This window comes from Streptomyces diversicolor (assembly GCF_057537855.1).
The window spans coordinates 25105-51788 of sequence record NZ_BAAJXA010000054.1; the positions used below are offsets into that span (position 1 = coordinate 25105).

General features: G+C 71.8%; 19 protein-coding genes and 1 pseudogene. 16 read left to right on the plus strand and 4 right to left on the minus strand.

Features of this window, described 5'->3' with window-relative positions; all coding sequences use genetic code 11:
- Positions 1-265: 265 nt before the first annotated feature.
- Entirely contained in the window at positions 266-3016 is a 2751-nt protein-coding gene (locus AC27LF_RS39915) for a SulP family inorganic anion transporter (RefSeq protein WP_479661277.1), read from the minus strand.
- 328 nt (positions 3017-3344) lie between these two features.
- On the opposite strand from AC27LF_RS39915, the gene AC27LF_RS39920 reads away from it, so the two are divergent.
- Positions 3345-4610, plus strand: a complete 1266-nt coding sequence (locus tag AC27LF_RS39920) for a polysaccharide deacetylase family protein (RefSeq protein ID WP_479661278.1) — start codon at positions 3345-3347, stop codon at positions 4608-4610.
- Between the two features lie 3 nt (positions 4611-4613).
- Here the strand turns inward: AC27LF_RS39920 and AC27LF_RS39925 are convergent, their stop codons facing one another.
- Positions 4614-5594 (minus strand): ATP-binding protein, encoded by a 981-nt coding sequence (locus tag AC27LF_RS39925; RefSeq protein ID WP_479661279.1) that lies wholly within the window; start codon positions 5592-5594, stop codon positions 4614-4616.
- 100 nt (positions 5595-5694) lie between these two features.
- Between AC27LF_RS39925 and AC27LF_RS39930 the strand changes: the two genes are divergently transcribed.
- On the plus strand, positions 5695-6519 hold the full coding sequence (locus AC27LF_RS39930; RefSeq protein ID WP_479661280.1) for a Fic family protein: 825 nt from the start codon (positions 5695-5697) through the stop codon (positions 6517-6519).
- Between the two features lie 333 nt (positions 6520-6852).
- Here the strand turns inward: AC27LF_RS39930 and AC27LF_RS39935 are convergent, their stop codons facing one another.
- Positions 6853-7686, minus strand: coding sequence for an HAD family hydrolase (locus AC27LF_RS39935; protein ID WP_479661281.1), 834 nt, complete (start codon positions 7684-7686; stop codon positions 6853-6855).
- A gap of 589 nt (positions 7687-8275) precedes the next feature.
- On the opposite strand from AC27LF_RS39935, the gene ssd reads away from it, so the two are divergent.
- The 7 genes and pseudogenes from ssd to AC27LF_RS39970 form a co-directional block, all read left to right on the plus strand.
- Complete coding sequence (ssd, locus tag AC27LF_RS39940) at positions 8276-9379, plus strand: septum site-determining protein Ssd (RefSeq protein WP_479661282.1); 1104 nt, start codon at positions 8276-8278, stop codon at positions 9377-9379.
- On the plus strand, positions 9376-10590 hold the full coding sequence (locus tag AC27LF_RS39945; RefSeq protein WP_479661283.1) for a TadA family conjugal transfer-associated ATPase: 1215 nt from the start codon (positions 9376-9378) through the stop codon (positions 10588-10590). The genes ssd and AC27LF_RS39945 overlap by 4 nt, the downstream gene beginning before the upstream one ends.
- Entirely contained in the window at positions 10574-11443 is an 870-nt protein-coding gene (locus AC27LF_RS39950) for a type II secretion system F family protein (RefSeq protein WP_479661284.1), read from the plus strand. The genes AC27LF_RS39945 and AC27LF_RS39950 overlap by 17 nt, the downstream gene beginning before the upstream one ends.
- Complete coding sequence (locus AC27LF_RS39955; RefSeq protein ID WP_479661285.1) at positions 11440-12255, plus strand: type II secretion system F family protein; 816 nt, start codon at positions 11440-11442, stop codon at positions 12253-12255. The genes AC27LF_RS39950 and AC27LF_RS39955 overlap by 4 nt, the downstream gene beginning before the upstream one ends.
- Positions 12256-12396: 141 nt before the next feature.
- Positions 12397-12597, plus strand: coding sequence for a DUF4244 domain-containing protein (locus AC27LF_RS39960; RefSeq protein ID WP_351731566.1), 201 nt, complete (start codon positions 12397-12399; stop codon positions 12595-12597).
- Between the two features lie 28 nt (positions 12598-12625).
- The gene (locus AC27LF_RS39965) at positions 12626-13003 is read left to right on the plus strand and encodes a TadE family type IV pilus minor pilin (RefSeq protein ID WP_479661286.1); all 378 of its coding nucleotides are present in this window, start codon (positions 12626-12628) and stop codon (positions 13001-13003) included.
- A gap of 176 nt (positions 13004-13179) precedes the next feature.
- Positions 13180-13572, plus strand: a pseudogene (locus tag AC27LF_RS39970) (Rv3654c family TadE-like protein); the annotation flags it as partial.
- A gap of 202 nt (positions 13573-13774) precedes the next feature.
- Here the strand turns inward: AC27LF_RS39970 and AC27LF_RS39975 are convergent.
- On the minus strand, positions 13775-16615 hold the full coding sequence (locus AC27LF_RS39975) for a DEAD/DEAH box helicase (protein WP_479661287.1): 2841 nt from the start codon (positions 16613-16615) through the stop codon (positions 13775-13777).
- Positions 16616-16696: 81 nt separating this feature from the next.
- On the opposite strand from AC27LF_RS39975, the gene bldG reads away from it, so the two are divergent.
- From bldG to topA, 7 genes are all read left to right on the plus strand, one after another.
- A complete protein-coding gene (bldG, locus tag AC27LF_RS39980; RefSeq protein ID WP_010986038.1) occupies positions 16697-17038 on the plus strand; it encodes an anti-sigma factor antagonist BldG in 342 nt (113 codons plus the stop codon).
- A 156-nt stretch (positions 17039-17194) separates the two neighbouring features.
- A complete protein-coding gene (locus tag AC27LF_RS39985) occupies positions 17195-17632 on the plus strand; it encodes an ATP-binding protein (protein ID WP_479661288.1) in 438 nt (145 codons plus the stop codon).
- Between the two features lie 388 nt (positions 17633-18020).
- Positions 18021-20429, plus strand: coding sequence for a sodium-translocating pyrophosphatase (locus AC27LF_RS39990; protein ID WP_479661289.1), 2409 nt, complete (start codon positions 18021-18023; stop codon positions 20427-20429).
- Positions 20430-20645: 216 nt separating this feature from the next.
- The gene (locus tag AC27LF_RS39995) at positions 20646-21230 is read left to right on the plus strand and encodes a small secreted protein (RefSeq protein ID WP_479661290.1); all 585 of its coding nucleotides are present in this window, start codon (positions 20646-20648) and stop codon (positions 21228-21230) included.
- A 69-nt stretch (positions 21231-21299) separates the two neighbouring features.
- A complete protein-coding gene (locus AC27LF_RS40000) occupies positions 21300-22826 on the plus strand; it encodes a DUF7059 domain-containing protein (protein WP_479661291.1) in 1527 nt (508 codons plus the stop codon).
- 502 nt (positions 22827-23328) lie between these two features.
- Positions 23329-23526 (plus strand): hypothetical protein, encoded by a 198-nt coding sequence (locus tag AC27LF_RS40005; protein ID WP_479661292.1) that lies wholly within the window; start codon positions 23329-23331, stop codon positions 23524-23526.
- Positions 23527-23771: 245 nt separating this feature from the next.
- Positions 23772-26594, plus strand: a complete 2823-nt coding sequence (gene topA, locus AC27LF_RS40010; RefSeq protein ID WP_479661293.1) for a type I DNA topoisomerase — start codon at positions 23772-23774, stop codon at positions 26592-26594.
- Positions 26595-26684: the final 90 nt, after the last annotated feature.

A 26684-nucleotide genomic window follows, 5' to 3' on the forward strand; every position in this document is an offset into this window, starting at 1 on the left:
CTGCGGGTTCGGAAGGCACCGGGGCCGACGGCTTCGGGACCGGTGGCCGCAGGGATCGGGAAGCGTCGGACCAGTGGCCGCGGGGTTCGGAAGGCATGGGGTCGGCGGCTGCCGGGTTCGGGAAGCCTTGGGTCAGGTGGTTCCTGGTTTCGGAAGCCCCTGGCTCCCGGGCCCCTGGGGTCAGTGGCGCCCGGGTCCCGGTGTGCGGCCGCTGTGTGTGGCCGCACACCGGCCTCCCCGCCCCGCTCAGGCCCGCCCCGCCCGCTCACGCGAGGCTGGGCAGCTCCTCCGTCCCCGGCACATGCTGGAACACCTCGTCCCCGACCGGCCCGCCGAGCAGATACGCCTGCGCCTCGCCCACATGGAAGTACATCCCGTGCAGCTCCAGCCCGCCGTCCGCTCGCGCCCGCGCCACCGAGTCATGGGCGCGCAAATGTTCCAACTGCTGGACCACATTGGTCAGGCAAAGCTGCTCGACCACGTCCGCGGCCGGCCGCCCGGCCAGCCGTGCCCAGGGGCGGCTGTCGTCGGCCATCCGCTTCAGGCTCGGCTGCCCGTGCCGCAGCCACCGGCCGAGCGGAGTCTGCCCGTCCCCGGGGGCGGAGTTGAGGAGGGCCTGCATGGCCCCACACCCGGAGTGCCCGCATACCGTGATGGACCGCACCTTCAGCACGTCCACCGCGTACTCGATCGCGGCGCCCACCGAGTCGTCACCCCACTCCTCGCCCGGCGGCGGCACGAGGTTGCCGACATTGCGGACGACGAAGAGGTCGCCGGGACCACTGGAAGTGATCATCGACGTGACGAGCCGGGAGTCGGCGCAGGTGAGGAAGAGCTGGGACGGCCGCTGCCCCTCCCGCGCCAGCCGTGCCAGCTCATCCCGCACCAGGGGCGCGGTGTTGCGCTGGAACGCGCTGATCCCACGGGCCAGTTCATGCCCACCGAAGCTGTGGGCGGCGCTCGTACCGGTTCCGGTGAGGGCCCCGGTACCCGTGCGGGTGTCGGGACTGCCTGCGGAGCCGACACGGATGCCGATGCCGGAGCCGGTGCCCGTGCTGGATCGAGAGCCCGAGCCCGGTTCCGATCCCGTGCCCGTGCCTGGTTCCGGTCCAGCATCCGAGCCCGAGCCCGAGCCCGGTTCCGAGCGAGGGCCGGAGCCCGAACCCGAGGGTGAGTCCGTGCCGGAGCGGGGAGTCGGTCCCGAGCCGGGGCCCGAGGTGACCGGGTTTGTGCCAGGGCCGGAGGTGGCGGGGAACGGGCCGGTGCCGGCACCCGCGCCGTCGTCTTCTCCTCTGCCACCTCCGCCGCCTGGTGCGCCGGTCTCGCCGTCCGGCAGCCCGGCATCATCGGGCACCCGGTGTCCGGACGCGCCGTCGCCCGACGAGCCGTCCCGGCTGCCCTGACCGCCGGACGGCATGGCGCACTGGTGGTTGCGCCATGGTGTCCACGGCCTGCAGTGGCACTCGGCGGAGGCCGGCCGTTCGCTGGTCCGGATCCCCGTGCGACACCCGGTCAGCTCGGTGGTGCCGCCCTGCGCGGTGTGCGAGCTCCGCCAGTCCTGCAGTGACTCGTACGCCGCGTGGTCCATGAACGAACCGTCCAACTCCACCACGGCGTGGGCGCCTTGGGGTACGAGGTGCAGGGCCCGGCTGAGCCGAGGGACCGCCAGGAACGTCAACTGTCCGCATACATGTACGTGATGGGCTCCTCCCTTCTCTTCGTGCGTGATACGGGTGCGGGTGAGACGGTGCATGGCTACGGCGACGGCCACGGCGACCCCGAGCGCCACTCCCTCCAGGACGCCCAGGAACACCACGCCGAGCGTGGTGACGGCGTACACCAGCACTTCTCTGTGGCGGGTCACCGTGCGGATGTGGTGCAGTGACACCATCTGGATGCCGACGGCCATCACCAGGGCGGCGAGCGAGGCGAGCGGGATGAGGTCCAGGACCGGAACCATCAGCAGCGCGGCGACTACTACGAAAACGCCGTGCAGCATCGTGGAGTTCCGGCTCACGGCACCGGATTGCACATTCGCCGAACTCCGCACCGCCACGCCCGCGACCGGCAGCCCGCCGAGCGCCCCCGAGGCGATGTTGGCCGCGCCCTGTCCGAGGAGTTCCCGGTCCAGGTCGGAGCGGCCGGCGCGGGGTTTTGGGCCGGGGCGGGCAGCGACCATCTTGTCCACGGCGACCGCACCCAGCAACGACTGCACGCTGCACACCAGCGTGGTGGTGAAGACGGCGGCGGCCGGGCCCAGCACCGGTCCCTCCGGCAGTCCGGCGAGGGCATGGCTGCCCCAGGACGGCAGGTCGACCTTGGGCAGGACCAGTCCCGCGAGCGAGGCGGTGACCGTGGCCCCGGTGACGGCCACCAGGGCGGCCGGGACCTTGCGCAGCAGCCGGCCCGGTCGGCCGGGCAGGCGCGGCCAAGCCAGGAGCAGGACCAGGGTCAGCGCGCTCATCGACACCGCCGCGGGGTGCAGGTCGGCCAATTGGGCGGGCAGACCGAGGATGTTGTCGATGACTTCGCTCTGCGGGGTGCCGCCCAGTACGACATGCAGCTGGGCGATGGCGATGGTGACGCCGATGCCGGCGAGCATGCCGTGCACGACGGCGGGGCTGACGGCGAGGGCGCTGCGGGCTACCCGCAGGCATCCCAGGCCCAGCTGGGACAGTCCGGCGAGGACGGTGATGGCGCATGTCGTGCGCCATCCATAGCGGTGGATCAGATCGGCGGTGACGACTGTGAGCCCGGCGGCGGGTCCGCTGACCTGGAGCGGGCTGCCGCCCAGCCGTCCGGCGACGAGACCGCCGACGGCGGCGGCGACCAGGCCGGCCTGGAGCGGGGCGCCGGTGGCGAGGGCGATGCCGAGGGACAGAGGGAGAGCGATCAGGAAGACCGCGATCGACGCGGACAGGTCGGCGCCCGCGATGCGGAACCGGCGGTGCGGGGCAGGGGGCGGGCTGTGCGGTTGGTGCGGATGCTCGGGTCGGGTGTGGACGCAGGCTGACATGTTCCCGTCTCCTCCGGGGCAGCGCGGTCGCGGAATGGGGGTCCCGTCGATGACGGGGCGGTCGCGGCCGTGGGTCACGGCGTGCAGCGGCGGGATGGATCAACGCTCAGTAAACGAATCGTAATTGCGAGTAAAGGTCACGCATATCTTTTCTACGCAAATGGTGCAGATGTTCACCTGTTGAGGTGAAGTGAGCCGTTTATCGGCTTGTCGTATTAAGTCCTTCTCGGTCCCGTGCGACCTTGGCGGCGCTGTCGGCAAAACCGGCACATCGCCGCAAAGCGCCTGATCAGCGTTTGCCTGAGAGAAGGAAGAAGGTGGGCGGAACATGGCCGCCAACCAGAGGATCGCCGTGGGTGCCATGGTCGCCGCGGCGTGTGCCGCGTCGCTCGTCGGTTGCGCGACCGGCTCCAGCGGTTCGAAGGAAGGGGCGCCCGGCCCGGCGAAGGGAGCGCCGGCGCCCAACAGCATGCTCCGTCTGATCGGCGACGGATCCACCGCTTACACCGGGGCGCAGCCCCACCTGCCCAAGCCCGAACGGCTCAAGTCCGGCGAGAAACCTCCGCAGTTCGTGGTGTTCTCCTGGGACGGTGCGGGCGAGGACAGCCAGAAGCTGTTCTCCCACTTCCGCAAGGTCGCCAAGGACAACAACGCCACCATGACCTACTTCCTTAGCGGCGTGTACATGCTGCCGGAGGAGAAGCGCGACCTCTACCGTCCCCCGCAGCACTCACCGGGCCGCTCGGACATCGGCTTCAACGACGAGAAGGGGATCGCCGACACCGTTCAGCAAGTGCGTCTGGCCTGGCTGGAGGGCAACGAGATCGGCACTCACTTCAACGGGCACTTCTGCGGCACCGACGGCGGGGTCGGCGAGTGGTCCGTGGAGGACTGGAAGAGCGAGATCGCCCAGGCCAAGCAGTTCGTGAAGAACTGGAAGACCAACAGCGGCCTGACGAAGTCCGCGCCGCTGCCCTTCGACTACGACAAGGAGCTGATCGGCGCCCGCACCCCGTGTCTGGAAGGCCAGAAGAACTTCATGAAGGCGGCCCGGGAACTGGGCTTCCGCTATGACACCAGTGGCGTCAACAACCAGGTCTGGCCCAAGAAGAAGGAAGGGCTGTGGGACCTGTCGATGCAGCTCGTGCCCTTCCCCGGCCACACCTACGAGCAGCTGACCATGGACTACAACTTCATGGTCAACCAGTCCGGCGCCTCGACCCAGGGTGACCCCGACAAGTACGACTACTGGGGCGACCAGATGCGCGACGGCCTGCTCAAGGGCTTCTCCCGGGCCTACGACGGCAACCGCGCCCCCCTGGTCATCGGCAACCACTTCGAGTCCTGGAACGGCGGCACCTATATGCGTGCCATCGACGAGGTCGTCGAGCAGGTGTGCAACAAGCCCGAGGTGCGCTGCGTTTCCTTCCGGCAGCTCGCCGACTGGCTGGATGCCCAGGACCCGCAGATCCTGGAGAAGCTGCGCACCCTGGAGGTGGGCGAGGCGCCCAAGCAGGGCTGGGCGTCCTTCCTCGCGGCCCGCCCGGCCCCGGCCCCGAAGGGGGTGCCCGGGGCGCCGGCGGTCAAGCAGTAGCCGTCAGGCGGGGGCGGCGACGTCCTCGCCCAGCACGAACCCGGGGTCGACCTGCGCCGTCAGGTCGGCCCCGGTGCGCTCGTTGCCCCATGCCTCGGCGTTCTTCAGATGGAAGTGCACCATCTGCCGCGTGTAGCGCTCCCAGTCGCGCATCTCGTAGGTCGCGTCGGCGGCGACCCGGATCTTGCGCAGGGCGCGGCGGTTGGCGTCCTCCAGGAACTCGAACCGGGGCGGCCGGCCCTTCTCCATAGCGCGCACCCAGTCCGAGTGCCCGAAAGCCACGAGCAGGTCGTCCCCGACCTCCGCGCGGAGGAAGTCGAGGTCGTCCTCGCCCTGCACCTTGTTGCCCACGACCTGAAGGACAACCCCGAAGTCCCGGGCGTACTCCTTGTACTGACGGTAGACGGAGACCCCCTTCCGGGTCGGCTCGGCGATGAGGAACGTGATGTCGAAGCGGGTGAACATGCCGGAGGCGAAGGAGTCCGAGCCCGCGGTCATGTCGACCACGACGTACTCGTCGCGGCCGTCGACGAGGTGGTTGAGGAACAGCTCCACCGCTCCGGTCTTGGAGTGGTAGCAGGCGACCCCCAGGTCGGCGTCCGTGAAGGGCCCGGTGACCATCAAACGGACGGCACCGCCGTCGAGTTCCACCGGTCGCGCGCAGGCGTCGTAGATCGGATTCGGCTCTCGCACCAGGACCAGCCGCGAGCCCTCGCCCGGCGGGGTCGTCTTGATCATCGTCTCGGCGGAGGCGATGCGCGGGTTGGCGCCGCGCAGATAGTTCTTGATCAGCGGCAGTTGCTCGCCCATCGCGGGCAGCGCGGCCGCTTCCGCCTCGCCGAGACCGAGGGCCGCGCCGAGGTGCTGGTTGATGTCGGCGTCGATGGCGAGGACCGGCGCGCCTGTGGCCGCGAGATGGCGGACGAAGAGGGAGGAGAGCGTGGTCTTGCCGCTGCCGCCCTTCCCGACGAAAGCAATTTTCATGTTCACGAAGAGTAGTCGTATGGTGGCGGTGCGTGTCGGGGCGTGAGAAGAAGACCACTCCTTCGTGGGGCGGGCGCGCGGGGTGCGTAGGGTCGTACTCATGAGTACGACAGGCGCGACCGCCGATCCGCTCGCGGCCCTGGGTTCCCTGCCCGGTGTGGCCGAGTCCGTGGAGTCCGTACGCAAGGCCGTGGACCGGGTCTATGGTCACCGGATCATGCGGCGGCGCAGCAACGAGATCACCTCGGAGGCGGCGCTGCGCGGCGCCCGGGGCTCCGCTGCGCTGTCCGGCGTGGACTGGGCCCTGGAGGAGGTACGGCGCCGCACGGACTTCGGTGCCGACGACGACGCGCGCGTGCTCGGCGCCGCTCTCAGGCTGACCGCGGAGGCGGGTCAACTGCTGTCGGTCTGGCGGCAGTCGCCGCTGCGCGTGCTGGCCCGGCTGCACCTGGTGGCCGCCGCGAGCGGCGCGGACGAGGCCGGCAGGCCGCGCCGGGACGGCGAGCGTGTCGACGAGCCGCTGATCGAGCTGCCGGCGCCCGGCGCGGACGAGGTGTCCGGCCGGCTGGAGGGGCTCGCGGAGCTGATCGTCGCGGGAAGCGCCGCTCCCGCCCTGGTGACGGCGGCCGTCGTGCACGGCGAACTGCTCGCGCTGCGCCCCTTCACCTCCCGCAACGGCCTCGTCGCGCGCGCGGCCGGGCGGATCGTCCTGGTGGGCAGCGGTCTGGACCCGAAGGCGGTGTGCCCGGCCGAGGTGGGGCATGCGGAACTGGGCCGCGCGGCCTATCTGGCGGCCCTCGACGGCTATGTGTCGGGCACTCCGGAGGGCATGGCCGCCTGGATCGCCCACTGCGGCAAGGCCGTCGAACTGGGGGCGCGCGAGTCGACGGCGGTGTGCGAGGCGCTGCAGCGCGGCGCTGCCTGAGAACAGGGTTGCGGCGGCACGAGTCCTCGTACCGCCGCTGGCATGCCCACCTGGTTACCAAGCGTCCTCGATGTATTGCCCATCAGGCCGGGATCTTCGCCCGTCACCTGGTGCGGCTGGCCCGTAATCGACGGGTCGACGTCGCGTGGGTGCCCGGTGTTCATGCTCGGTCCGTGGGGCCGAAAGCGTCTTGAAAGGGGATCCTCTCGGATGTCCTTTGGTCTCGCGGGCCGTTGAATCCTTTGTACTGCAAGCCCGGAGCAAGCGGAACCCCTGGCCATGGTTCTTTACTTTTAGGTTCAAACGCCCATCAATCGGGCGGCGGCGAGGGGGTCAGGCGACTGGGCTGCGGCGCCGGGCGGCGTACCAGACCAGACCCGCGGTGGCCGCCGCCGCGCCTATCGCGGCGGCGGCCACCATGACCGGACGCGGCGGTGCCGAGAACGCGGGCAGCCGCTGCTTGAGCCGGACCGGCCGGTGGAAGTCCAGAATCGGCCACCCGCGCGCGAGTGCTTCGCGCCGCAGTGCCCGGTCCGGGTTCACGGCGTGCGGATGCCCGACGGCCCGGAGCATCGGCAGGTCGGTCGCCGAATCGCTGTAGGCGTAACAACGGTCGAGGTCGTACCCCTCGGACTCGGCCAGCTCCTTGATCGCCTCCGCCTTGGTGGGTCCGTACGCGTAGTACTCCACCTCGCCGGTGAAACAGCCGTCGTCACCGACGACCATGCGGGTGGCCACCACCCGGTCCGCGCCGAGCAGTTCGCCGATCGGCTCGACCACCTCGGCGCCCGACGTGGACACGATCACGACGTCGCGCCCGGCCGTGTGATGCTCCTCGATGAGGGAGGCGGCCTCGTCGTAGATGATCGGGTCGATCAGATCGTGCAGGGTCTCGGCCACGATCTCCTTCACCTGCTGGACGTTCCAGCCGCGGCACAGGGTGGACAGGTACTCGCGCATGCGCTCCATCTGGTCGTGGTCCATGCCGCCGACCAGGAAGACGAACTGCGCGTATGCGGTGCGCAGCGCGGCCCTGCGGTTGATCAGTCCGCCTTGGTAGAACGACTTGCTGAAGGTGAGCGTGCTCGACTTCGCAATGACCGTCTTGTCCAGGTCAAAGAAGGCCGCGGTGCGGGCCAAGGGGTGGTTTTCCACGACCCTGAGCATAGGCGCCCACCATTCGGCGTAAGGTGGGGCGCGTGGGTTTGCCTGAGAGGGCTCTCGGGTACACCATGGAAGTCACGGATCGTTCGCGACCGTGCTAACCCGGTCCGACTCCTCCCCCCCCCCCCCCCGAGTCGGCCGTGGGGACGACCCCCGCTCTCCCCCCCGGCGGGGGTCGTCGCATGTCCGGGTGGGTTTTCCTCTTCTTCAGGTGGCCTCGACGCCGCGGCAGGGCGGCGTCGACCGCCCTTTCGGCATGCCCATGATCCGTCACGGAGGGTAGTCGTCAGGGTGCGCTGCGGAAGTCGTTCGGCGCCTCGTGCGCCGGTCACCGGTATGAGTGACGGCGATATTCACAACCACCGGGTTGTCCACAGTTTTCGACCAAGATCCACATGATTTCCGGGATCGCTGCACCGTGATTCCAACGCGCCCCGCCGGCCGCGAGTTCATGGCCGGTTCCGTTTGTCGGCGCGCGTTTGGCCGGTTCGTATCGGCCGTTCATATGAAGGCCGGTCGCCGGTTCTTCACACGTTCGGGAATCGCGTGGCCGCATCGGGCCGCGCGCGCAGATGCAGCGAAGGGGGACCACATGGCCGGAACCGTCACGCACGATCCACCGCCCGCCGTCGGAGGACGCCCGGGCAGGCCGCTCATCGTCACCGAGGACGCCGAACTCCTCGACGACCTGCTGCGCCTGTGCGCGGCGGCAGGCGCAACACCCGAGGTCCACCACGGGGTGCCGGAGCGCAGGGGCAGCTGGGAGGCGGCGCCGCTCATCCTGGTCGGTGACGATGCCGCGCGGCGCGTGCGCGGGGCCGCGCGCCGACGCGGAGTGGTGCTGGTCGGCCGGGACCAGGACGACTCCGGGGTCTGGAAGCGGGCCGTCCAGATCGGCGCCGACCACGTCCTGATGCTTCCCGACGGCGAGCAGTGGCTGGTCGACCGCATCGCCGACGTCGCCGAGGGAGTCGGACGGCCCGCGCTCACCGTCGGCGTCATCGGCGGCCGGGGCGGCGCCGGGGCCTCCACGCTCGCGTGCGCGCTCGCCGTCACCTCCGCGCGCGAGGGACTGCGCACCCTGCTCGTGGACGCGGATCCGCTCGGCGGCGGACTCGACGTACTCCTCGGAGGTGAAACGGCCGAAGGACTGCGCTGGCCGGCCTTCGCCGCCTCACGCGGCCGGGTCGGCGGCGGCGCCCTGGAGGAGTCCCTGCCCCGGCTGCACTCCCTGAGGGTGCTCAGCTGGGACCGCGGCGACTGCGTCGCCGTCCCGCCGCAGGCCGTGCGGGCGGTGCTCGCCGCCGCCCGGCGGCGCGGCGGCACGGTCGTCGTCGATCTGCCCAGGCGACTGGACGACGGCGTCGCCGAAGTCCTCGCCCAGCTCGACCTCGCGCTCCTCGTCGTCCCCGCCGAACTGCGCGCCGTCGCGGCGGCCGGGCGGGTGGCCTCCGCCGTCGGCATGGTCCTGCGCGACCTGAGGGTGGCGGTACGCGGGCCGTACGCGGCCGGATTGGACGACCGTGAGGTGGCCCGCCTGCTCGGGCTCCCCCTGGCCGGGGAAGTACCCGTCGAGTCGGGGCTGCTGCGCCCGCACCACAGCGGGAAACCACCCGCCGCGGCCGGCCGGGGACCCCTGGCCCGGTTCTGCAAGGACTTCTGGGAGCGCACTCTGGTCGAGGCGGGTGCCGCATGAGGGCGATTCCCGGCCTGGAGCCGGCGGACGGCGCGCGGCTGCTCGACGGCGTGCGGCGCAAGCTGGCCGAGAGCGGCGCCGAGCCGACACCCGCGCGCGTGGCGCAGGCGCTGCGCGACCAGGGACGGGTGCTCGGTGACGCCGAAGTCCTCGGCGCGGCCGACCTGTTGCGCTCCGAACTGGTCGGCAGCGGCCCCCTGGAACCGCTGCTCGCCGATCCGTCGGTCACCGACGTCCTGGTGTCGGCCCCGGACCGGGTGTGGGTGGACCGGGGCGGCGGTCTGGAGCTGACCACGGTGACCTTTGCGGACGCGGCGGCGGTACGGCGCCTCGCACAGCGGCTGGCCGCCGTGGCCGGACGCCGGCTCGACGACGCGCGGCCCTGGGCCGACGCCCGGCTGCCCGACGGCACCCGGCTGCACGCGGTGCTGCCCCCGGTCGCCGTCGGCTGCACCTGCCTGTCACTGCGGGTCGTACGGCCCCGGGCGTTCACCCTCGACGAACTGGTGGCGGCGGGCACGGTGCCGCCCGGCGGGGACCGGATCCTGCGGGCGCTGCTGCGGGCGCGACTGTCCTTCCTGATCAGCGGCGGTACCGGAAGCGGGAAGACAACCCTGCTCAGTGCCCTGCTCGGGCTGGTCGGACCCGGGGAGCGGATCGTGCTCGCCGAGGACTCGGCGGAACTGCGGCCGGACCACCCGCACGTCGTGCGGCTGGAGACCAGACCCGCCAACCAGGAGGGCGCCGGTCTGGTCACCCTTGAGGACCTGGTGCGCCAGGCGCTGCGGATGCGCCCTGACCGGCTGGTCGTGGGCGAGGTGCGCGGCCCCGAGGTCGTGCACCTGCTGGCCGCCCTCAACACCGGGCACGAGGGCGGCTGCGGCACCGTCCACGCCAATGCCGCCGCGGACGTCCCGGCCCGCCTGGAGGCACTGGGCACCGCCGCCGGGCTCGACCGGGCCGCCCTGCACAGCCAGCTGGCGGCCGCGCTGTCGGTGGTGCTGCACCTGATCCGGGACCGGACCGGCCGCCGGCGGATCGCCGAAGTGCACGTCCTGGAGCGGGACCCCGCGGGTCTGGTCCGGACGGTCCCGGCACTGCGCTGGTCCCCGGGGGCGTTCGCGCGGGAGCCCGGATGGGAGCGGCTGCGCGGGCTGCTCCGCGGTGACGCGAGCGAACAGAACTGTGGGGGCGATGAGAGTGATCCATGAGATGTCGACGGGGGCCGCGGGGGTGTGCGTCGCGGTGGCCGTTTGGTTGTTCGGCGAGCGGCACCGCGGCGCGCGGCGGGCGCGGCTGCTGCTCGCGGGCGGCGGAGTCGTGGGGACGGGGCCGCCCCGGTGGGGGCCGGCGGCCGGCGAACTGCGGCGCCTGCGCGGCCGGTTGCGGGGCGAATGGTGGGCCCTCGGCATCGGGCTGCTGCTCGCGCTGCTGGGCGCATCGGTGATTCCGGCCGTCGCGGGGGCGGCCGGCGTGCCCGTGCTGCGCCGGATGCGACTGGCCAGGGCGGCCCGGTTGACCCGGGAGCGGCGGACGGACGCCGTGATCGCCCTGTGCGGGGCGCTCGCCGGGGAGGTGCGCGCCGGACGGCAGCCCGGCGAGGCGCTGCTGCGCGCCGCGCGTGACAGCGGCGGCCTCGGGGACATGCAGGCCGCGGTCCTCGCCGCGGCCCGGTTCGGCGGGGACGTACCGGGCTCGCTCGCCGCGGCGGCCCGGCAGCCGGGTGCCGAGGGGCTGCTGGGGCTCGCGGCGTGCTGGCGGGTGGCCGTGGACCAGGGCGCAGGGCTCGCGGCCGGCCTCGACCGGCTCGACGCGGCCCTGCGTGCCGAGCGGGACCAGCGCGCCGATCTGCGGGCCCAGTTGGCGGGTGCCCGGGCGACGGCCGTGATGCTCGCGGCCCTGCCCGTCCTCGGGCTCCTGCTGGGTACGGCCATGGGCGCCGACCCGCTGCGGGTGCTGCTGCACACCGGAGCGGGACTGGGCTGCCTGGTGGTCGGCGGACTCTTCGAGGCCGCCGGGCTGTGGTGGGCGGCACGGATCGTACGGGGAGCGGAGGCGGCATGAGCGCGGATGTTGTCCACAGGCTGGGGATGGCCGCCGGAGCGGCGCTGGCGCTCGGCTGGTCGGTACGGCGGCTGGCGGTGGGGCGGCGCGAGCGCCGGGCGCGCGGACGGTTGGCCGGGCTGCTGACGCCCCGTGCCCCGGCCGCGCGGACGCCCGCCTCGCGCAGGGCCGCCGGGCAGTCGGCCTTCGAGGCCCGCGCTGCGCTACGGCGTTGGCTGCCGTGGGCCGGTGCGGTGTGCGCCGGTTGGGTGCTGGTCGGCGGGGTCGCGGGGGCCGTGGTGGGGCTGGGCGTGGCAGCGGCGCTGTGGCGGTGGCGGCGCCGGCAGAGGGCCGCGGCCGGGGCGGAGGAGGCCGATGCCGCCGAGGCCGCTCGCCAACTGCCGCTCGCCGCGGATCTTCTGGCGGCGTGCATCGCGGCCGGTGCCGGCCCGGTGATCGCCGCTCAGGCCGTCGGCGAGGCCCTGGCGGGACCCGTCGGGGAAGGGCTCGCGCGGGGTGCGGCGGAGGTGCGGCTTGGCGGTGAACCGGCCGATGCCTGGCGGCGGTTGGCGGCCCTGCCGGGCGCCCGGCCGCTGGCCCGGCTGCTGGAGCGGGCCGACGAGTCCGGGCTGCCCGCGGCGGGACCCGTCGCCCGGCTGGCCACGGACGCCCGCGCGCAGTGGGCGCGCACCGCGACGGCGCGGGCCCGCCGGGCGGCCGTCATGGTCACCGCGCCGGTGGGGCTGTGCTTCCTGCCCGCCTTCGTCACCGTCGGCGTCCTGCCCGTGGTGATCGGGCTGGCCGGGGGAGTGCTGCGAGGGGGTGGCGGATGACGAGGTGAGGCGGCGGCGCGGCGCCGGCGGCGGCCCGAGCCGCGACCGCGACCGGCCCGCCGACAGGCCGACAGGACTGGCGGGACTGCACGACTGGCAGGGCAGACGGGGCCGACAAGGCCACTGGACAAGGGAGTTGAGATGAACGTGAAGGTCAAGAAGGTGTGGGCTCGGCTGCGTGTGGTGCGGCGCCGGGACTCGGGGATGGTGACGTCCGAGTACGCGATGGGGATCGTCGCTGCGGTGGGGTTCGCGCTGCTGCTCTACGAGGTCGTGACGAGCGGTCAGGTTCGTGCGGAACTGCAGGCCATCGTGAAGCGAGCGCTCAGTGCGCGGATGTGAGCGCAAGGAGAGGCGCGATGCGGGGTTCGTGACGGCGGAGGCGGCTGTGGTGCTGCCCGTCCTGGTGGCGTTCACGATGGCGCTTGTCTGGGGGCTGTTCGTCGTGGCGGCGCAGATCCAGTGCGTGGACGCGGCCAGGACGGGTGCGCGGGCGGCGGCCCGGCAGGATCCCGACGACGCGGTCGTGGAGGTCACCCGCGCGGCGGCACCGGGCGGCGCGAAGGTCACGGTCGTCCGTGAGGGGGACCAGGTGCGTGTCACGGTCGTGGCGCGGCCGCCACTGCTCGGCGCGCTGCCCCTGGAGGTGCGGGAGGAGGCCGTGGCGGCCGCGGAGGAGGCGGTGGGAGCACCGCCGGCGGGGGAGGAAACGGCGGGGGTACCGCCGACGGGGGAGGCGAGCCCATGAGGCGCCGGGTGACGGAGCGCTTCCGCTGCTCCGTCCGGGGCCGGTTGCCCGGATGGCGTCCGGACCGTCTCGGCGGTCTTCCCCGGTGGCTTCGCGGCTGCCTCTCGGGCCGGCTGACTGGGGTCCGCCGGGGGCGGTTCCCGGGTTGCCTCACCGGGCGGCTTCGCAGGCGGCTCTTGGAGCGCTCACCTGGGTGGGGCTCCGCGCGGTTCTCGGACCAGGGGTCTGCCACCGTCTGGAGCGTCGGGGCGATCGCCGTCCTGTGCGTGGTGTTCGGCGTCGTACTCGCCCTCGGGCAGGCCGTCGTGATCCGGCATCGGGCGGCGGGCGGCGCGGATCTCGCGGCGCTCGCGGCGGCGGACCACTGGTCGGAGGGCACACAGGGGGCCTGTGCCCGGGCCGAGCGGGTGGCGGGCGCGCAGGGCACGCGGCTGGTGCGGTGCGTGATCGTCGGGGAGACCTCGGACGTCACCGCGGCGGCCGGTGGCGGGCCGTTCGCGGCCGAGGTCAGGGCGCGGGCCGGTCCCGCGGGACCGCTTGCGGAGGACCCGCTGCCCGCACCCCCGCCGACCGTTGCGGCGGCTCCGGACGTGGCCTCCCTCCGGGGGTTGGGGCCCGCACAGGAACCGCCGTCCGCGCAGGAACCGGCGCCCGCATGGGAACCGGGGTCCGCGCAGGAACCGGCGCCCGCATGGGAACCGGCGTCCGCGCAGGAACCGGGGTCCGCTCGGACGGCTGCCCTGACCGCGGTGTCTCCTCGGACCGCGGCGGCTACCGGGATTCCGAGACCCGCGCGGGTCCCGGCGCCTCCTCGGGGCCAGACGCCCGCTCCGGGCCCGGAGCCCGCCCCGGCGCCAGCGCCCGTTCAGCCTCCGGCGCGTACCTAGTGCCCGGTGCCTGCCCGGCCCCCGGCCGCCCGGCGTCCAGCGCGTGCCCAACGTCCGGTGCCTGCCCAGTCTGCGGTGCCTGCCCGGCGTCCGGTGCGTGCCCGGCCCTCGGCGCGCGCCCGGCGTCCGGTGCTTGTCTGGCATTCGGGGCGTGCCCAGTCTGCGGTGCCTGCCCGGCGTCCGGCGAGTGTCCGGCCCCCGGTGCCTGTCCGGCCCCCGGTGCCTGCCCGGCGTCCGGTGCCTGCCTGGCATTCGGGGCCTGCCCGGCTCCCGGCTCTCGTGGGGCATCTCTCAGCAGGGTCGTGAGGAGTCGTACCGCTCCTCGCTTGTGCAACGGTTCGTTCCCGTTGCCGCACTTGGGGGACTGGATGCAGGACGGGCAGCCGGCGTCGCACTCGCAGGCGGCGATGGCCTCGCGGGTGGCGGCCAGCCAGTCGCGGGCGGTGTGGAAGGCGCGTTCGGCGAAGCCCGCACCGCCCGGGTGGCCGTCGTACACGAAGACCGTCGGCAGGAGCGTGTCGGGGTGCAGCGGCACCGAGACGCCCCCGATGTCCCAGCGGTCGCAGGTGGCGAAGAGCGGCAGCATGCCGATCGAGGCGTGCTCGGCGGCGTGCAGGGAGCCGCCGAGGATCTCCGGGTTGATCCGGGCCTCGTCCAGCTGGTCCTCGGTGACCGTCCACCACACCGCCCGCGTCCGCAGCGTACGAGGAGGGAGGTCGAGCTTCGACTCGCCCAGCACTTCACCGGTGATGACACGTCGACGCAGGAAGGAGACGACCTGGTTGGTGACCTCTACGGAGCCGTAGCAGAGCCGGCCCGCGCCCCAGGGGACCTCGATGTCCGTCTCCAGGACGGAGATGGACGTGGTGTCGCGGGCGACCGTCGAATAGGGCGGTTCGGCCTGCTCGACCAGGGCGACCGAGTCCTCCAGGTCGAGCGAGCGCACCAGGTAGGTGCGGCCCTGGTGCAGATGGACCGCGCCCTCGTGCACGGTCGAATGGGCGGCGCCCGCGTCGACCGTGCCCAGCAGGCGTCCCGTCCCGGCCTCCACGACCTGTACCGGCGTGCCGCCCGCGCCGCGGATGTCGGTCAGGTCGGCGGCCCGCTCGCGACGCGTCCAGTGCCAGGCCCTGGTCCGCCGGCGCAGCAGCTTCGCGGCCTCCAGCTGCGGCAGCAGCTCCGCGCAGGCCGGGCCGAACAGCTCCAGGTCCTCTTCGGTGAGCGGGACCTCCGCGGCGGCGGCGCACAGGTGCGGGGCCAGGACGTACGGGTTGTCGGGGTCGAGGACCGTGGACTCCACGGGTTGCTCGAACAGGGCTTCGGGGTGGTGCACGAGGAAGGTGTCGAGCGGGTCGTCGCGGGCGACCAGGACCGCCAGGGCGCCCTGGCCGGAGCGTCCGGCGCGGCCCGCCTGCTGCCACAGGGACGCGCGCGTGCCCGGATATCCGGCGATCACCACGGCGTCCAGCCCGGAGATGTCGACGCCGAGTTCCAGGGCGGTGGTGGCGGCCAGGCCCAGCAATTCGCCGGAGTACAGGGCGCGTTCCAGGGCGCGGCGCTCCTCGGGGAGGTAGCCGCCCCGGTAGGCCGCCACCCGCCCGGGCAGGGAGCGGTCGACCTCGGCCAGGCGTTCCTGGGCGATCACCGAGATCAGCTCGGCGCCACGCCGGGAGCGGACGAAGGCGACCGAGCGCACGCCCTGCACGGTGAGGTCGGTCAGCAGGTCGGCGGTCTCGGCGGTGGCGGTGCGGCGGACGGGTGCGCCCTTCTCGCCGTGCAGTGCGGTGAGCGGGGGTTCCCAGAGGGCGAACACGAGTTCCCCTCGGGGTGAGGCGTCGTCGGCGACCTCGACGACCGGCAGGCCGGTCAGCCGGCGGGCCGCCACGGACGGCTCCGCGGCGGTCGCGGAGGCCAGCAGGAACACGGGGGAGGCGCCGTAGCGGGCGCAGAGGCGGCGCAGCCGGCGCAGCACCTGGGCGACGTGCGAGCCGAAGACCCCCCGGTAGGTGTGGCACTCGTCGACGACGACGTACTTCAGGGACTTCAGGAAGGAGGACCAGCGGGCGTGCGAGGGCAATATGCCCCGGTGCAGCATGTCCGGGTTGGTGAGGACGTAGTTGGCGTACTGGCGGATCCACTCGCGTTCCTCGAACGGCGTGTCTCCGTCGTAGACGGCCGGACGCACCGCGGTGCCGAGCGGTTGTGAAAGTTCCTTCACCGATCTGCACTGGTCCGCCGCGAGGGCCTTGGTGGGGGCCAGGTACAGCGCGGTGCTGCCGCGGCCGTTCGGGGCCTCGGAGCCGTCCAGCAGGGCCGACAGGACCGGCACGAGGTACGCCAGTGACTTGCCGGAGGCGGTGCCCGTGGAGACGATCACCGAGTCGCCGTCCAGGGCGTGCTCGGCGGCCAGGGCCTGGTGCGCCCAGGGGTGGTCGATGCCGGCGGCCTGGACGGCCGCGACGACCTCCGCACGGATCCGGTCGGGCCAGACGGCATGGCGTCCCGCGCGCGGGGGCAAGTGCTCCGTATGGGTGATGCGCGCAGACCGGTTCGGCCCCGAGGCGAGCCGGTGCAGGACCGTGCCCGGGGAGAAGCGGGATGCGGCGTCCGTCGGGGATCGATCGGATCGGTGATTCTTGGCCATCGGGACCGAGTGTGTCACCGGCGTGACGGACAATGGGGCCAAGGCGTCGTGCACGCCTGCCGGTAAGTGATTGAATGCCATCGCGGCTGGCGTACGTCCCGGGGGCCGCAAGCCGAGGTGTCCCGAGGGGCGACCGCTCGATAGCAAGGTGCTGGAGGATCCGTGGACCTGTCCCTGTCGACCCGTACCGTCGGCGATCGTACGGTCGTCGAGGTCGGTGGCGAAATCGACGTATATACCGCGCCCAAGCTGCGCGAGCAGCTGGTCGAGCTGGTGAACGACGGGAATTTCCACCTCGTCGTCGACATGGAGGGCGTGGACTTCCTCGACTCCACCGGGCTCGGCGTGCTGGTCGGCGGCCTGAAGCGGGTGCGTGCCCATGAGGGCTCCCTGCGCCTGGTCTGCAACCAGGAGCGCATTCTCAAGATCTTCCGTATCACCGGCCTCACCAAGGTGTTCCCGATTCACACCTCGGTCGAGGAAGCGGTTGCGGCCACCGACTGACCCCGGGCCGCCGACCGGATCCGGGCCGCCGAGCGGCCCGATCCGCCGTAGGACCGCGTCCCGGGCCGATCGCCCGGGCCGAAGAAGCTGATCAGGGGGCGGGGCTTTCGGCGGCCCGGCCCCCCGACCGCACGCCCGAAGTTCCGAGGGGGATGCATGGCCACCGTTGAACTCCGCTTCAGCGCGCTGCCCGAGCACGTCCGGACCGCCCGACTGGTGGCGGCAGCGGTGGCGCGCAGGGCCGGGGTGGACGAGGCCGTACTCGACGAGGTCCGGCTCGCCGTGGGCGAGGCATGCTCCCGTGCCGTCGGGCTGCACCAGAGCTCCGGCACCACCGCGCCGGTGAAGGTGGTGCTGGTCGAGGAGGAGAAACAGTTCTCCATCGAGGTCGGCGACGAGGCGCCCCGCTCGGCCCCGGGTGACCGGGCGCCCGGCGGGTCCGGACACGACGTGGACGCGGAGGCCGAGGAGGACGAGATGGGCCTCGCGGTCATCAGCGGCCTCGTCGACGACGTGGAGGTGACCGCCGGGGAACACGGCGGGCAGATCCGTATGACCTGGCCGACCACGCCGCCGGCGGTCGCGCACGGCTGAGGCATTCCGTACCACCGGCGCTCCACCGGCGCGATCACCCGCCACCGGCGCGCCGTAGGCACCCCGTCGGCGCCGTCCGTGGCGCGCGCCCTGTCGGGCGTCACACTCAAGGGCCCTGCTCAGCAGGGCCCTTCGTGTTGTGCTCCCGCCACCGCCACCCGAATTCGTGAAGAAATTCACGATCAATGAGCCGATAATTTGATCAAGCGTCAATGCGTGCGTCAATGCTTTTGAGGCATTACCGCTTTCGGGTTCCGTGGCGCGGCGTCGATCATTTGCTGAAGAGCAAGTGAAGGCTAATTCCGTTTACCGCGCTCTGTTTTGATCAGGTTCCGGTACCTACAATCCGTCCACATCTTGAGCTCAGCCCAAGCGTCAAGGAGGACGAATGGCGGGGCTTTCTACCCCTCATCAGTTGGGCCACCCCACATCCCTCGCAGCCGCAGTCCTGACCGACGGCAACCGCGTCCTGGTGGCGGTCTTCGTGGTCGTCGCGCTGGCCGCGCTCGTGGTAGCCGGGATCCTGGTGCGCCAGGTGCTCGCGGCAGGCGAGGGCACCGACAGCATGAAGAAGATCGCCGCGGCGGTCCAGGAAGGCGCCAACGCCTATCTGGCCCGCCAGCTGCGCACGCTCGGCGTTTTCGCCGTCGTCGTGTTCTTCCTGCTCATGCTGCTGCCCGCGGACGACTGGAATCAGCGTGCCGGACGGTCGGTGTTCTTCCTGATCGGCGCGGCGTTTTCGGCGGCCACCGGCTATATCGGCATGTGGCTCGCCGTGCGCAGTAATGTGCGCGTCGCCGCGGCGGCCAGGGAGGCGACACCGGCGGAGGGAGAACCGGAAAAGGATCTCACCACCGTCTCGCACAAGGCCATGAAGATCGCTTTTCGTACGGGCGGCGTCGTCGGCATGTTCACGGTGGGGCTCGGCCTGCTGGGCGCCTCCTGTGTCGTGCTGGTGTACGCGGCCGACGCGCCGAAGGTGCTTGAGGGCTTCGGCCTCGGGGCCGCCCTGATCGCCATGTTCATGCGAGTCGGGGGCGGCATCTTCACCAAGGCCGCCGACGTCGGCGCCGACCTGGTCGGCAAGGTCGAGCAGGGCATTCCGGAGGACGACCCGCGCAATGCCGCGACCATTGCCGACAACGTGGGCGACAACGTCGGCGACTGTGCGGGCATGGCCGCCGACCTGTTCGAGTCGTATGCCGTGACCCTGGTCGCCGCGCTGATCCTCGGCAAGGCGGCGTTCGGTGACTCCGGGCTCGCCTTCCCGCTGCTGGTACCGGCCATCGGTGTGATCACCGCCATGATCGGCATCTTCGCGGTCGCCCCGCGCCGGGCGGACCGCAGCGGCATGTCCGCGATCAACCGTGGCTTCTTCATCTCGGCCGTGATCTCGCTCGCCCTGGTGGCGGTGGCGGTCTTCGTCTACCTGCCGGGGAAATACTCCGACCTCAGCGGCGTCACGGACGCGGCGATCAGCGGCAAGGACGGCGATCCGCGGATCCTCGCCCTGGTCGCGGTGGCGATCGGCATCCTGCTCGCCGCGGTGATCCAGCAACTCACCGGCTATTTCACCGAGACCTCGCGCCGCCCCGTGCGCGACATCGGCAAGACCTCGCTCACCGGTCCCGCCACCGTCGTGCTCGCCGGCATCTCGATCGGCCTCGAATCGGCCGTCTACACCGCGTTGCTGATCGGACTCGGCGTCTACGGAGCGTTCCTGCTCGGCGGTACGTCGATCATGCTGGCCCTGTTCGCGGTCGCGCTGGCCGGCACCGGCCTGCTCACCACCGTCGGTGTGATCGTCGCCATGGACACCTTCGGCCCGGTCTCCGACAACGCACAGGGCATCGCCGAGATGTCCGGCGACGTCCAGGGCGCGGGCGCCCAGGTGCTCACCAACCTGGACGCGGTCGGGAACACCACCAAGGCCATCACCAAGGGCATCGCGATCGCCACCGCCGTCCTGGCGGCCTCGGCGCTGTTCGGGTCGTACCGCGACGCGATCACGACCGGGGCGCACGACGTCGGCGAACGGCTCTCCGGGGCGGGCGCGCCGATGACCCTGATGCTGGACATCTCACAGCCCAACAACCTGGTCGGCCTCATCGCGGGCGCGGCGGTCGTCTTCCTCTTCTCCGGGCTCGCCATCAACGCCGTGTCGCGGTCGGCGGGCTCCGTGGTGTTCGAGGTGCGCCGGCAGTTCCGAGAGAAGCCCGGGATCATGGACTTCAGCGAGAAGCCCGAGTACGGCAGGGTCGTCGACATCTGCACCAAGGACGCCCTGCGGGAGCTGGCCACGCCGGGCCTGCTGGCCGTGATGGCGCCGATCTTCATCGGCTTCACGCTCGGCGTCGGCGCGCTCGGCTCCTATCTGGCCGGCGCCATCGGCGCGGGCACGCTGATGGCCGTGTTCCTCGCCAACTCCGGCGGCGCCTGGGACAACGCCAAGAAGCTCGTGGAGGACGGCAACCACGGCGGCAAGGGCAGCGAGGCCCATGCGGCCACGGTGATCGGCGACACCGTCGGCGACCCCTTCAAGGACACCGCGGGACCCGCGATCAACCCGCTGCTGAAGGTGATGAACCTGGTGTCGCTGCTGATCGCGCCGGCCATCATCAAGTTCTCCTACGGCAGCGACAAGAGCCTCGGCGTGCGGATCCTGATCGCGGTCCTCGCGCTCGTGGTCATCGTCGGGGCGGTGTACGTCTCCAAGCGGCGTGGCATCGCCGTGGGGGACGACGAGGAGAACGCCGAGCGGGTGTCCGAGTCGGCCGATCCCGCGGTGGTTCCCTAGGCGGTCCCAGCAAGGTCGCTCAACGGGCGGGCGGGCGGCGCGCATCGACGCGCCGCCCGCCCGCTTCACGCGCGTGTGGCCGCCGCTGCGGCCGTGAGCCTTCTCTCCCTCGGAGTAAATGGCATCAAAAGTGTTCTTAACGGACGTACGGCGGCGGACGCGGACGGTGTGGCGTGTAGGGTCCGGGGGCCGAGAGCCACGGAAGGGACCGATCCGGTGAACAAGAAGCTCGCGGCCGCACTGTCCGGCGGCGCGGTACTGGCGCTGGCGCTGACGGGATGCAGCGGCGACGACACCAACGAAAAGCTGGACGCCTGGGCCAAGCAGGTCTGCGACGCGGTGCAGCCGCAGGCCAAGAAGATCGCCTCCGCCAACACCGCGATACAGAAGCAGACCTCGGACAACAGCGCACCGGCGGACGTGCAGAAGACGGACGCGCGGGCCTTCCAGGACATGTCGGACGCCTACAAGGCGATCGGCGCCGCCGTCAGTTCGGCCGGGGCGCCCGCCGTCGACGGCGGCGAGAAGAAGCAGCAGGACGCCGTCAAGGAGCTGAACGCCATCTCGGCGCAGTACGCGTCCCTGAAGAAGCAGGTCGACGAGCTGGACACCAAGAACCAGGGGAAGTTCGCCGACGGTCTCAAGGACATCGCGACGGAGCTGTCCAAGCTGAGCAAGACCGGCAACGACGCGCTCAAGAACCTGGAGGAGGGCGACGTCGGCAAGGCGATGGCCCGGCAGGAGACCTGCAAGTCGGCGTCCGCGTCCGCATCGCCGTCGGCCTCGCAGACCGCGGGCTGATCCAGGGGCTGTGGCGGGGCCGGCCCCTGGAGGGCTCGGGTGCGTGCACCGCCCGCACGAGCGGACACAATGGGACACGTGAGTAACGCCACCCTGCGCTCCCTGCCGTCCTCCGACCGCCCCGATGTCGCCGCCCGGCTGCGTGAGGCCCTGCTCGGCGCCTCCTTCACCGCCGACGGGCTGCTCGAACTGCTCGGCGCCCCGGCCTATGCGGCACTGGCCCGCAGCGAGACCGTGCCCGCGCTCCGGGCGACCCGCGGCGACACGCCGCTGGAGACGCTGGTACGGCTGTTCCTGCTCCAGCAGCCCGTCCCGTACGCGCGCGTGGCGGACGTGCTGCCCCTCCCGGAGTGCCTGGAGAGCGGCTGGCTGGTGCGCACGGGCGGGGACGAGGTCGCCGCGAGCGTGGACGTACGGCCGTACGGCGGTCCGGGCGGCGAGGACTGGTTCATCGTGTCCGACCTCGGGTGCGCGGTAGGCGGCGCGAGCGGCATCGGGAACCGGGACGAGGGGGTCGTGCTCGGGGTCGGCGGCGCCTCCACGACGCTCGCCGGCATCACCGTGCGCACGCCCGTCGCCGCCGCGCTCGACCTAGGCACCGGTTCCGGGATCCAGGCCCTGCACGCCGCCCAGCACGCCACGCGCGTGACGGCGACCGACGTCAACCCGCGCGCCCTGCACATGACCGCGCTGACCCTCGCCCTGTCCGGCGCCCCGGCCGCCGACCTGCGCGAGGGATCGCTGTTCGAACCGGTCAAGGACGGGGAGACGTACGACTTGATCGTCTCGAACCCACCCTTCGTGATCTCGCCCCGCGCCCGGCTGACCTACCGGGACGGTGGAATGGGCGGGGACGATCTGTGCCGCTCGCTCGTTCAGGAATCGGGGGAACGGCTGAACGTGGGCGGGTTCGCGCAGTTCCTCGCCAACTGGCAGCACGTGGAAGGGGAGGACTGGCAGGACAGGATCAGATCATGGGTGCCACGCGGGTGCGACGCCTGGGTCGTGCAGCGCGAGGTGCAGGACATCACGCAGTACGCCGAACTGTGGCTGAGGGACGCCGGCGACCACCGTGGGGACGCCGCCGAGTACCAGGCGCGGTACGACGCCTGGCTCGACGAGTTCGAGGCGCGCAAGGTCAGGGCGGTCGGGTTCGGATGGATCACGCTGCGCAGGACGGGGGCCGCGACGCCCTCCGTCACCGTGGAGGAGTGGCCGCATCCGATCGAACAGCCGCTCGGCGAGGCGGTCCGGGCGCACTTCGCCCGCCTCGACTACCTCCGCGAGCATGACGACGCGGCCCTGCTGGACAGCCACTTCCGGCTCGTCACGGAGGTCGTACAGGAGCAGGTCGGACTGCCCGGCGCCGAGGACCCGGAGCATGTCGTGCTGCGCCAGAACCGCGGGATGCGGCGCGCCACCAAGGTGGACACCGTCGGCGCCGGCTTCGCGGGCGTGTGCGACGGCACGCTGAGCGCGGGCCGCATTCTGGACGCCATCGCCCAGTTGCTGGGCGAGGACCCGGTGGTCCTGCGCGACCGTACGCCGGCGCAGATCCGCGTCCTCGTGGAACAGGGCTTCCTGGAACCGGCCTGACGATCCGACCCGCCCTCGGCCGGGGGCACTCCGCGGCTTGAATGGGCTCCGTGGGCTCTGTGCGATGCGCGCCGCGGTGACTCGTGCGGTTCCCTGCCGGGCGGTCCGGATGCCGTGTGACTGATACGTCACTTGTGGCATGCGTGTCTGCTGTGGCCTGCGTGCCTTTCGTCACCCGAGTTCCTGGTGGCATCGCGGCCGGCGCGCCTGCTGTGCCCCGCGTGCCTGCCCGCGCCCTGCGCGCCGGCCGTGCCTCGCCGCGTCACCGTGCTCCACGGGCTCTCCATGACCCGTAGCCGGTGTCCTCTGTGACCCGTGTGTCATCCGTGAGGAAACCGGCCGGAACGAGGTGGGCGACCGGTTCCGGGCGGGTGGGTTCGGACGCGTACGGGAAGGGGCGCCGACCGCGCGTTCACCTCGGATTCGCCCGTCCGCCGCCCGCGCGTGCCAGTCTCCGGGCGCGGGGTACGCACGGACCGGGGGGAAAGGGGCGCGAGGAACCATGGAGAGCGGACCGGCGATCTTCGCGGGAGTGGTGTTCGCCCTGTTCGGAGGCGCACTGCTGGCATGGACCGGCACGCGGCTGCACCGCCGTGAGCCCATCGCCCACGGTGTGAGTCGAGTCGCATCGGCGACCCTCACCTGCCTCGCTTCGATGATCGCGCTGGGCCTCGGGGCGTACTGCTTCACCCGCATCTGAGGGCGCCACGCCTGCTGTTCCAGGCGTAAGGGGAGCGCCACCCTCCGGGCACGGCCGCACGGTCCCCCAGCGGTCCGGGCGGCAGGAATGGCGGTAGTCGGGTTACCGTTCGAGTGGCCGTTGCGGGCTTTTCCCGTTTGACACGGGGGCGGGATGTACCGTCACACTCCGCAGCGTCACCACCACCCGACCCCGGGACAATGGCCTGGGGAGGCCCCAAGCGTCGACCGGAGAGAAGAGCGAAGTTGTCCCCGACCAGCGAGACCGCACAGGGCGGCCGCCGACTCGTCATCGTCGAGTCGCCTGCCAAGGCGAAGACGATCAAGGGCTACCTGGGCCCCGGCTACGTAGTCGAAGCGAGCGTCGGGCACATCCGCGACCTTCCCAACGGCGCCGCGGAGGTGCCGGACAAGTACACCGGCGAGGTGCGCCGCCTCGGCGTGGACGTCGAGCATGACTTCCAGCCCGTCTATGTGATCAACGCCGACAAGAAGGCGCAGGTCAAGAAGCTCAAGGACCTGCTGAAGGACTCCGACGAACTCTTCCTCGCCACCGACGAGGACCGGGAGGGCGAGGCGATCGCCTGGCACCTCCAGGAAGTCCTCAAGCCGAAGATCCCGGTCAAGCGGATGGTCTTCCACGAGATCACCAAGGACGCGATCCGCGCCGCCGTCGCCAACCCGCGCCAGCTCAACCAGAAGCTCGTCGACGCCCAGGAGACCCGCCGCATCCTCGACCGCCTCTACGGCTACGAGGTCTCGCCGGTCCTGTGGAAGAAGGTCATGCCGCGCCTGTCGGCCGGCCGGGTCCAGTCCGTCGCCACCCGGCTCGTGGTCGAGCGGGAACGCGACCGCATCGCCTTTCGTTCTGCTGAGTACTGGGACCTGACGGGCACCTTCGCGACCGGCCGCGCGGGGGATCCGTCGGACCCGTCGTCGCTCGTTGCCCGCCTGCAGAGCGTCGACGGCAGGCGGGTCGCGCAGGGCCGCGACTTCGACTCGCTGGGACAACTCAAGAGCGCGAGCACCCTCCACCTCGACGAGGCGAACGCCCGTGCCCTCGCCGCCGCCCTGGAGAACACCCGCTTCTCGGTCCGGTCCGTCGAGTCCAAGCCGTACCGCCGCTCGCCGTACGCCCCGTTCCGTACGACGACGCTCCAGCAGGAGGCCAGCCGCAAGCTCGGCTTCGGCGCGAAGGCGACCATGCAGATCGCGCAGAAGCTGTACGAGAACGGCTACATCACCTATATGCGTACGGACTCCACGACGCTGAGCGACACCGCGATCAGCGCCGCCCGTGCCCAGGTCACGCAGCTGTACGGCGGGGACTACCTGCCGTCCCAGCCGCGTACGTACGCCGGCAAGGTCAAGAACGCGCAGGAGGCGCACGAGGCGATCCGGCCCTCGGGCGATCGTTTCCGCACGCCCGCGGAGACCGGTCTGACCGGTGACCAGTTCAAGCTCTACGAGCTGATCTGGAAGCGGACGGTCGCCTCCCAGATGAAGGACGCGACCGGCAACAGCGTCACCGTGAAGATCGGCGGCAGGGCCGCCGACGGGCGGGACGTCGAGTTCAGCGCGTCCGGCAAGACGATCACCTTCCACGGCTTCCTCAAGGCGTACGTCGAGGGTGCCGACGACCCGAACGCCGAGCTGGACGACCGTGAGCGCCGGCTGCCGCAGGTCGCCGAGGGCGACGCGCTGAGCGCCGAGGAGATCACGGTCGACGGGCACGCCACCAAGCCCCCGGCCCGCTACACCGAGGCCAGCCTGGTCAAGGAGCTGGAAGAGCGAGAGATCGGCCGCCCGTCGACGTACGCGTCGATCATCGGCACGATCCTCGACCGCGGCTACGTCTTCAAGAAGGGCACGGCCCTGGTGCCGTCCTTCCTGTCCTTCGCCGTCGTCAACCTCCTGGAGAAGCACTTCGGGCGGCTCGTCGACTACGACTTCACCGCCAAGATGGAGGACGACCTCGACCGCATCGCGGCCGGCGAGGCCCAGGCCGTGCCGTGGCTGAAGCGCTTCTACTTCGGCGAGGGCACAGCCACAGGTGGCGCGGCCGACGCCGGCAACGGCGACGGGGACCACCTCGGCGGCCTCAAGGAGCTGGTGACCGACCTGGGCGCGATCGACGCGCGCGAGGTGTCGTCGTTCCCGGTCGGCAACGACATCGTGCTGCGGGTCGGCCGCTACGGCCCGTACATCGAGCGGGGCGAGAAGGACGCCGAGCAGCACCAGCGCGCCGACATCCCGCAGGACCTGGCGCCCGACGAGCTGAGCGTCGAACTGGCCGAGGAACTCCTCGCCAAGCCGAGCGGCGAGCGCTCGCTGGGCACCGACCCGGAGACCGGCCGGCCGATCGTCGCCAAGGACGGCCGCTACGGCCCGTACGTCACGGAGATCCTTCCCGAGGGAACCCCGAAGACGGGCAAGAACGCCGTCAAGCCCCGCACCGCCTCGCTGTTCAAGTCGATGTCGCTGGACACGGTGACGCTGGAGGACGCGCTGCGCCTGATGTCGCTGCCGCGGGTCGTCGGCACGGACGCGGACGGCGTGGAGATCACCGCACAGAACGGGCGCTACGGGCCGTATCTGAAGAAGGGCACGGACTCGCGCTCGCTCCAGTCGGAGGACCAGCTCTTCACGATCACGCTGGAGGAGGCGGAGGCGATCTACGCCCAGCCCAAGCAGCGTGGCCGCGCCGCCGCCAAGCCGCCGCTGAAGGAACTCGGCGCGGACCCGGTCAGCGGCAAGCCGGTGGTCGTCAAGGACGGCCGCTTCGGACCGTACGTCACCGACGGGGAGACCAACGCGACCCTGCGCTCCGGCGACAGTGTCGAGACGATCACCCCGGAGCGCGGCTTCGAACTGCTCGCCGAGAAGCGGGCGAAGGGCCCCGCCAAGAAGACGGCGAAGAAGGCGGCCGCGAAGAAGACCGCCCCGGCGAAGAAGACCGCGGCGAAGAAGACGGCGGCCAAGAAGGCGACCTCCGCCGCGAAGAAGACCACGGCCAAGAAGACCACCGCGAAGAAGGCGACGGCCTCCAAGGCGTCCGTGGAGGACTGACGGCCCGGACGGCGCGGGCCCCGTGTCGTCGGTCCTTCACATCGCGCACATCCGGTGCGCGAAGGGCACGCCCAGGCATCACTTTGGTGT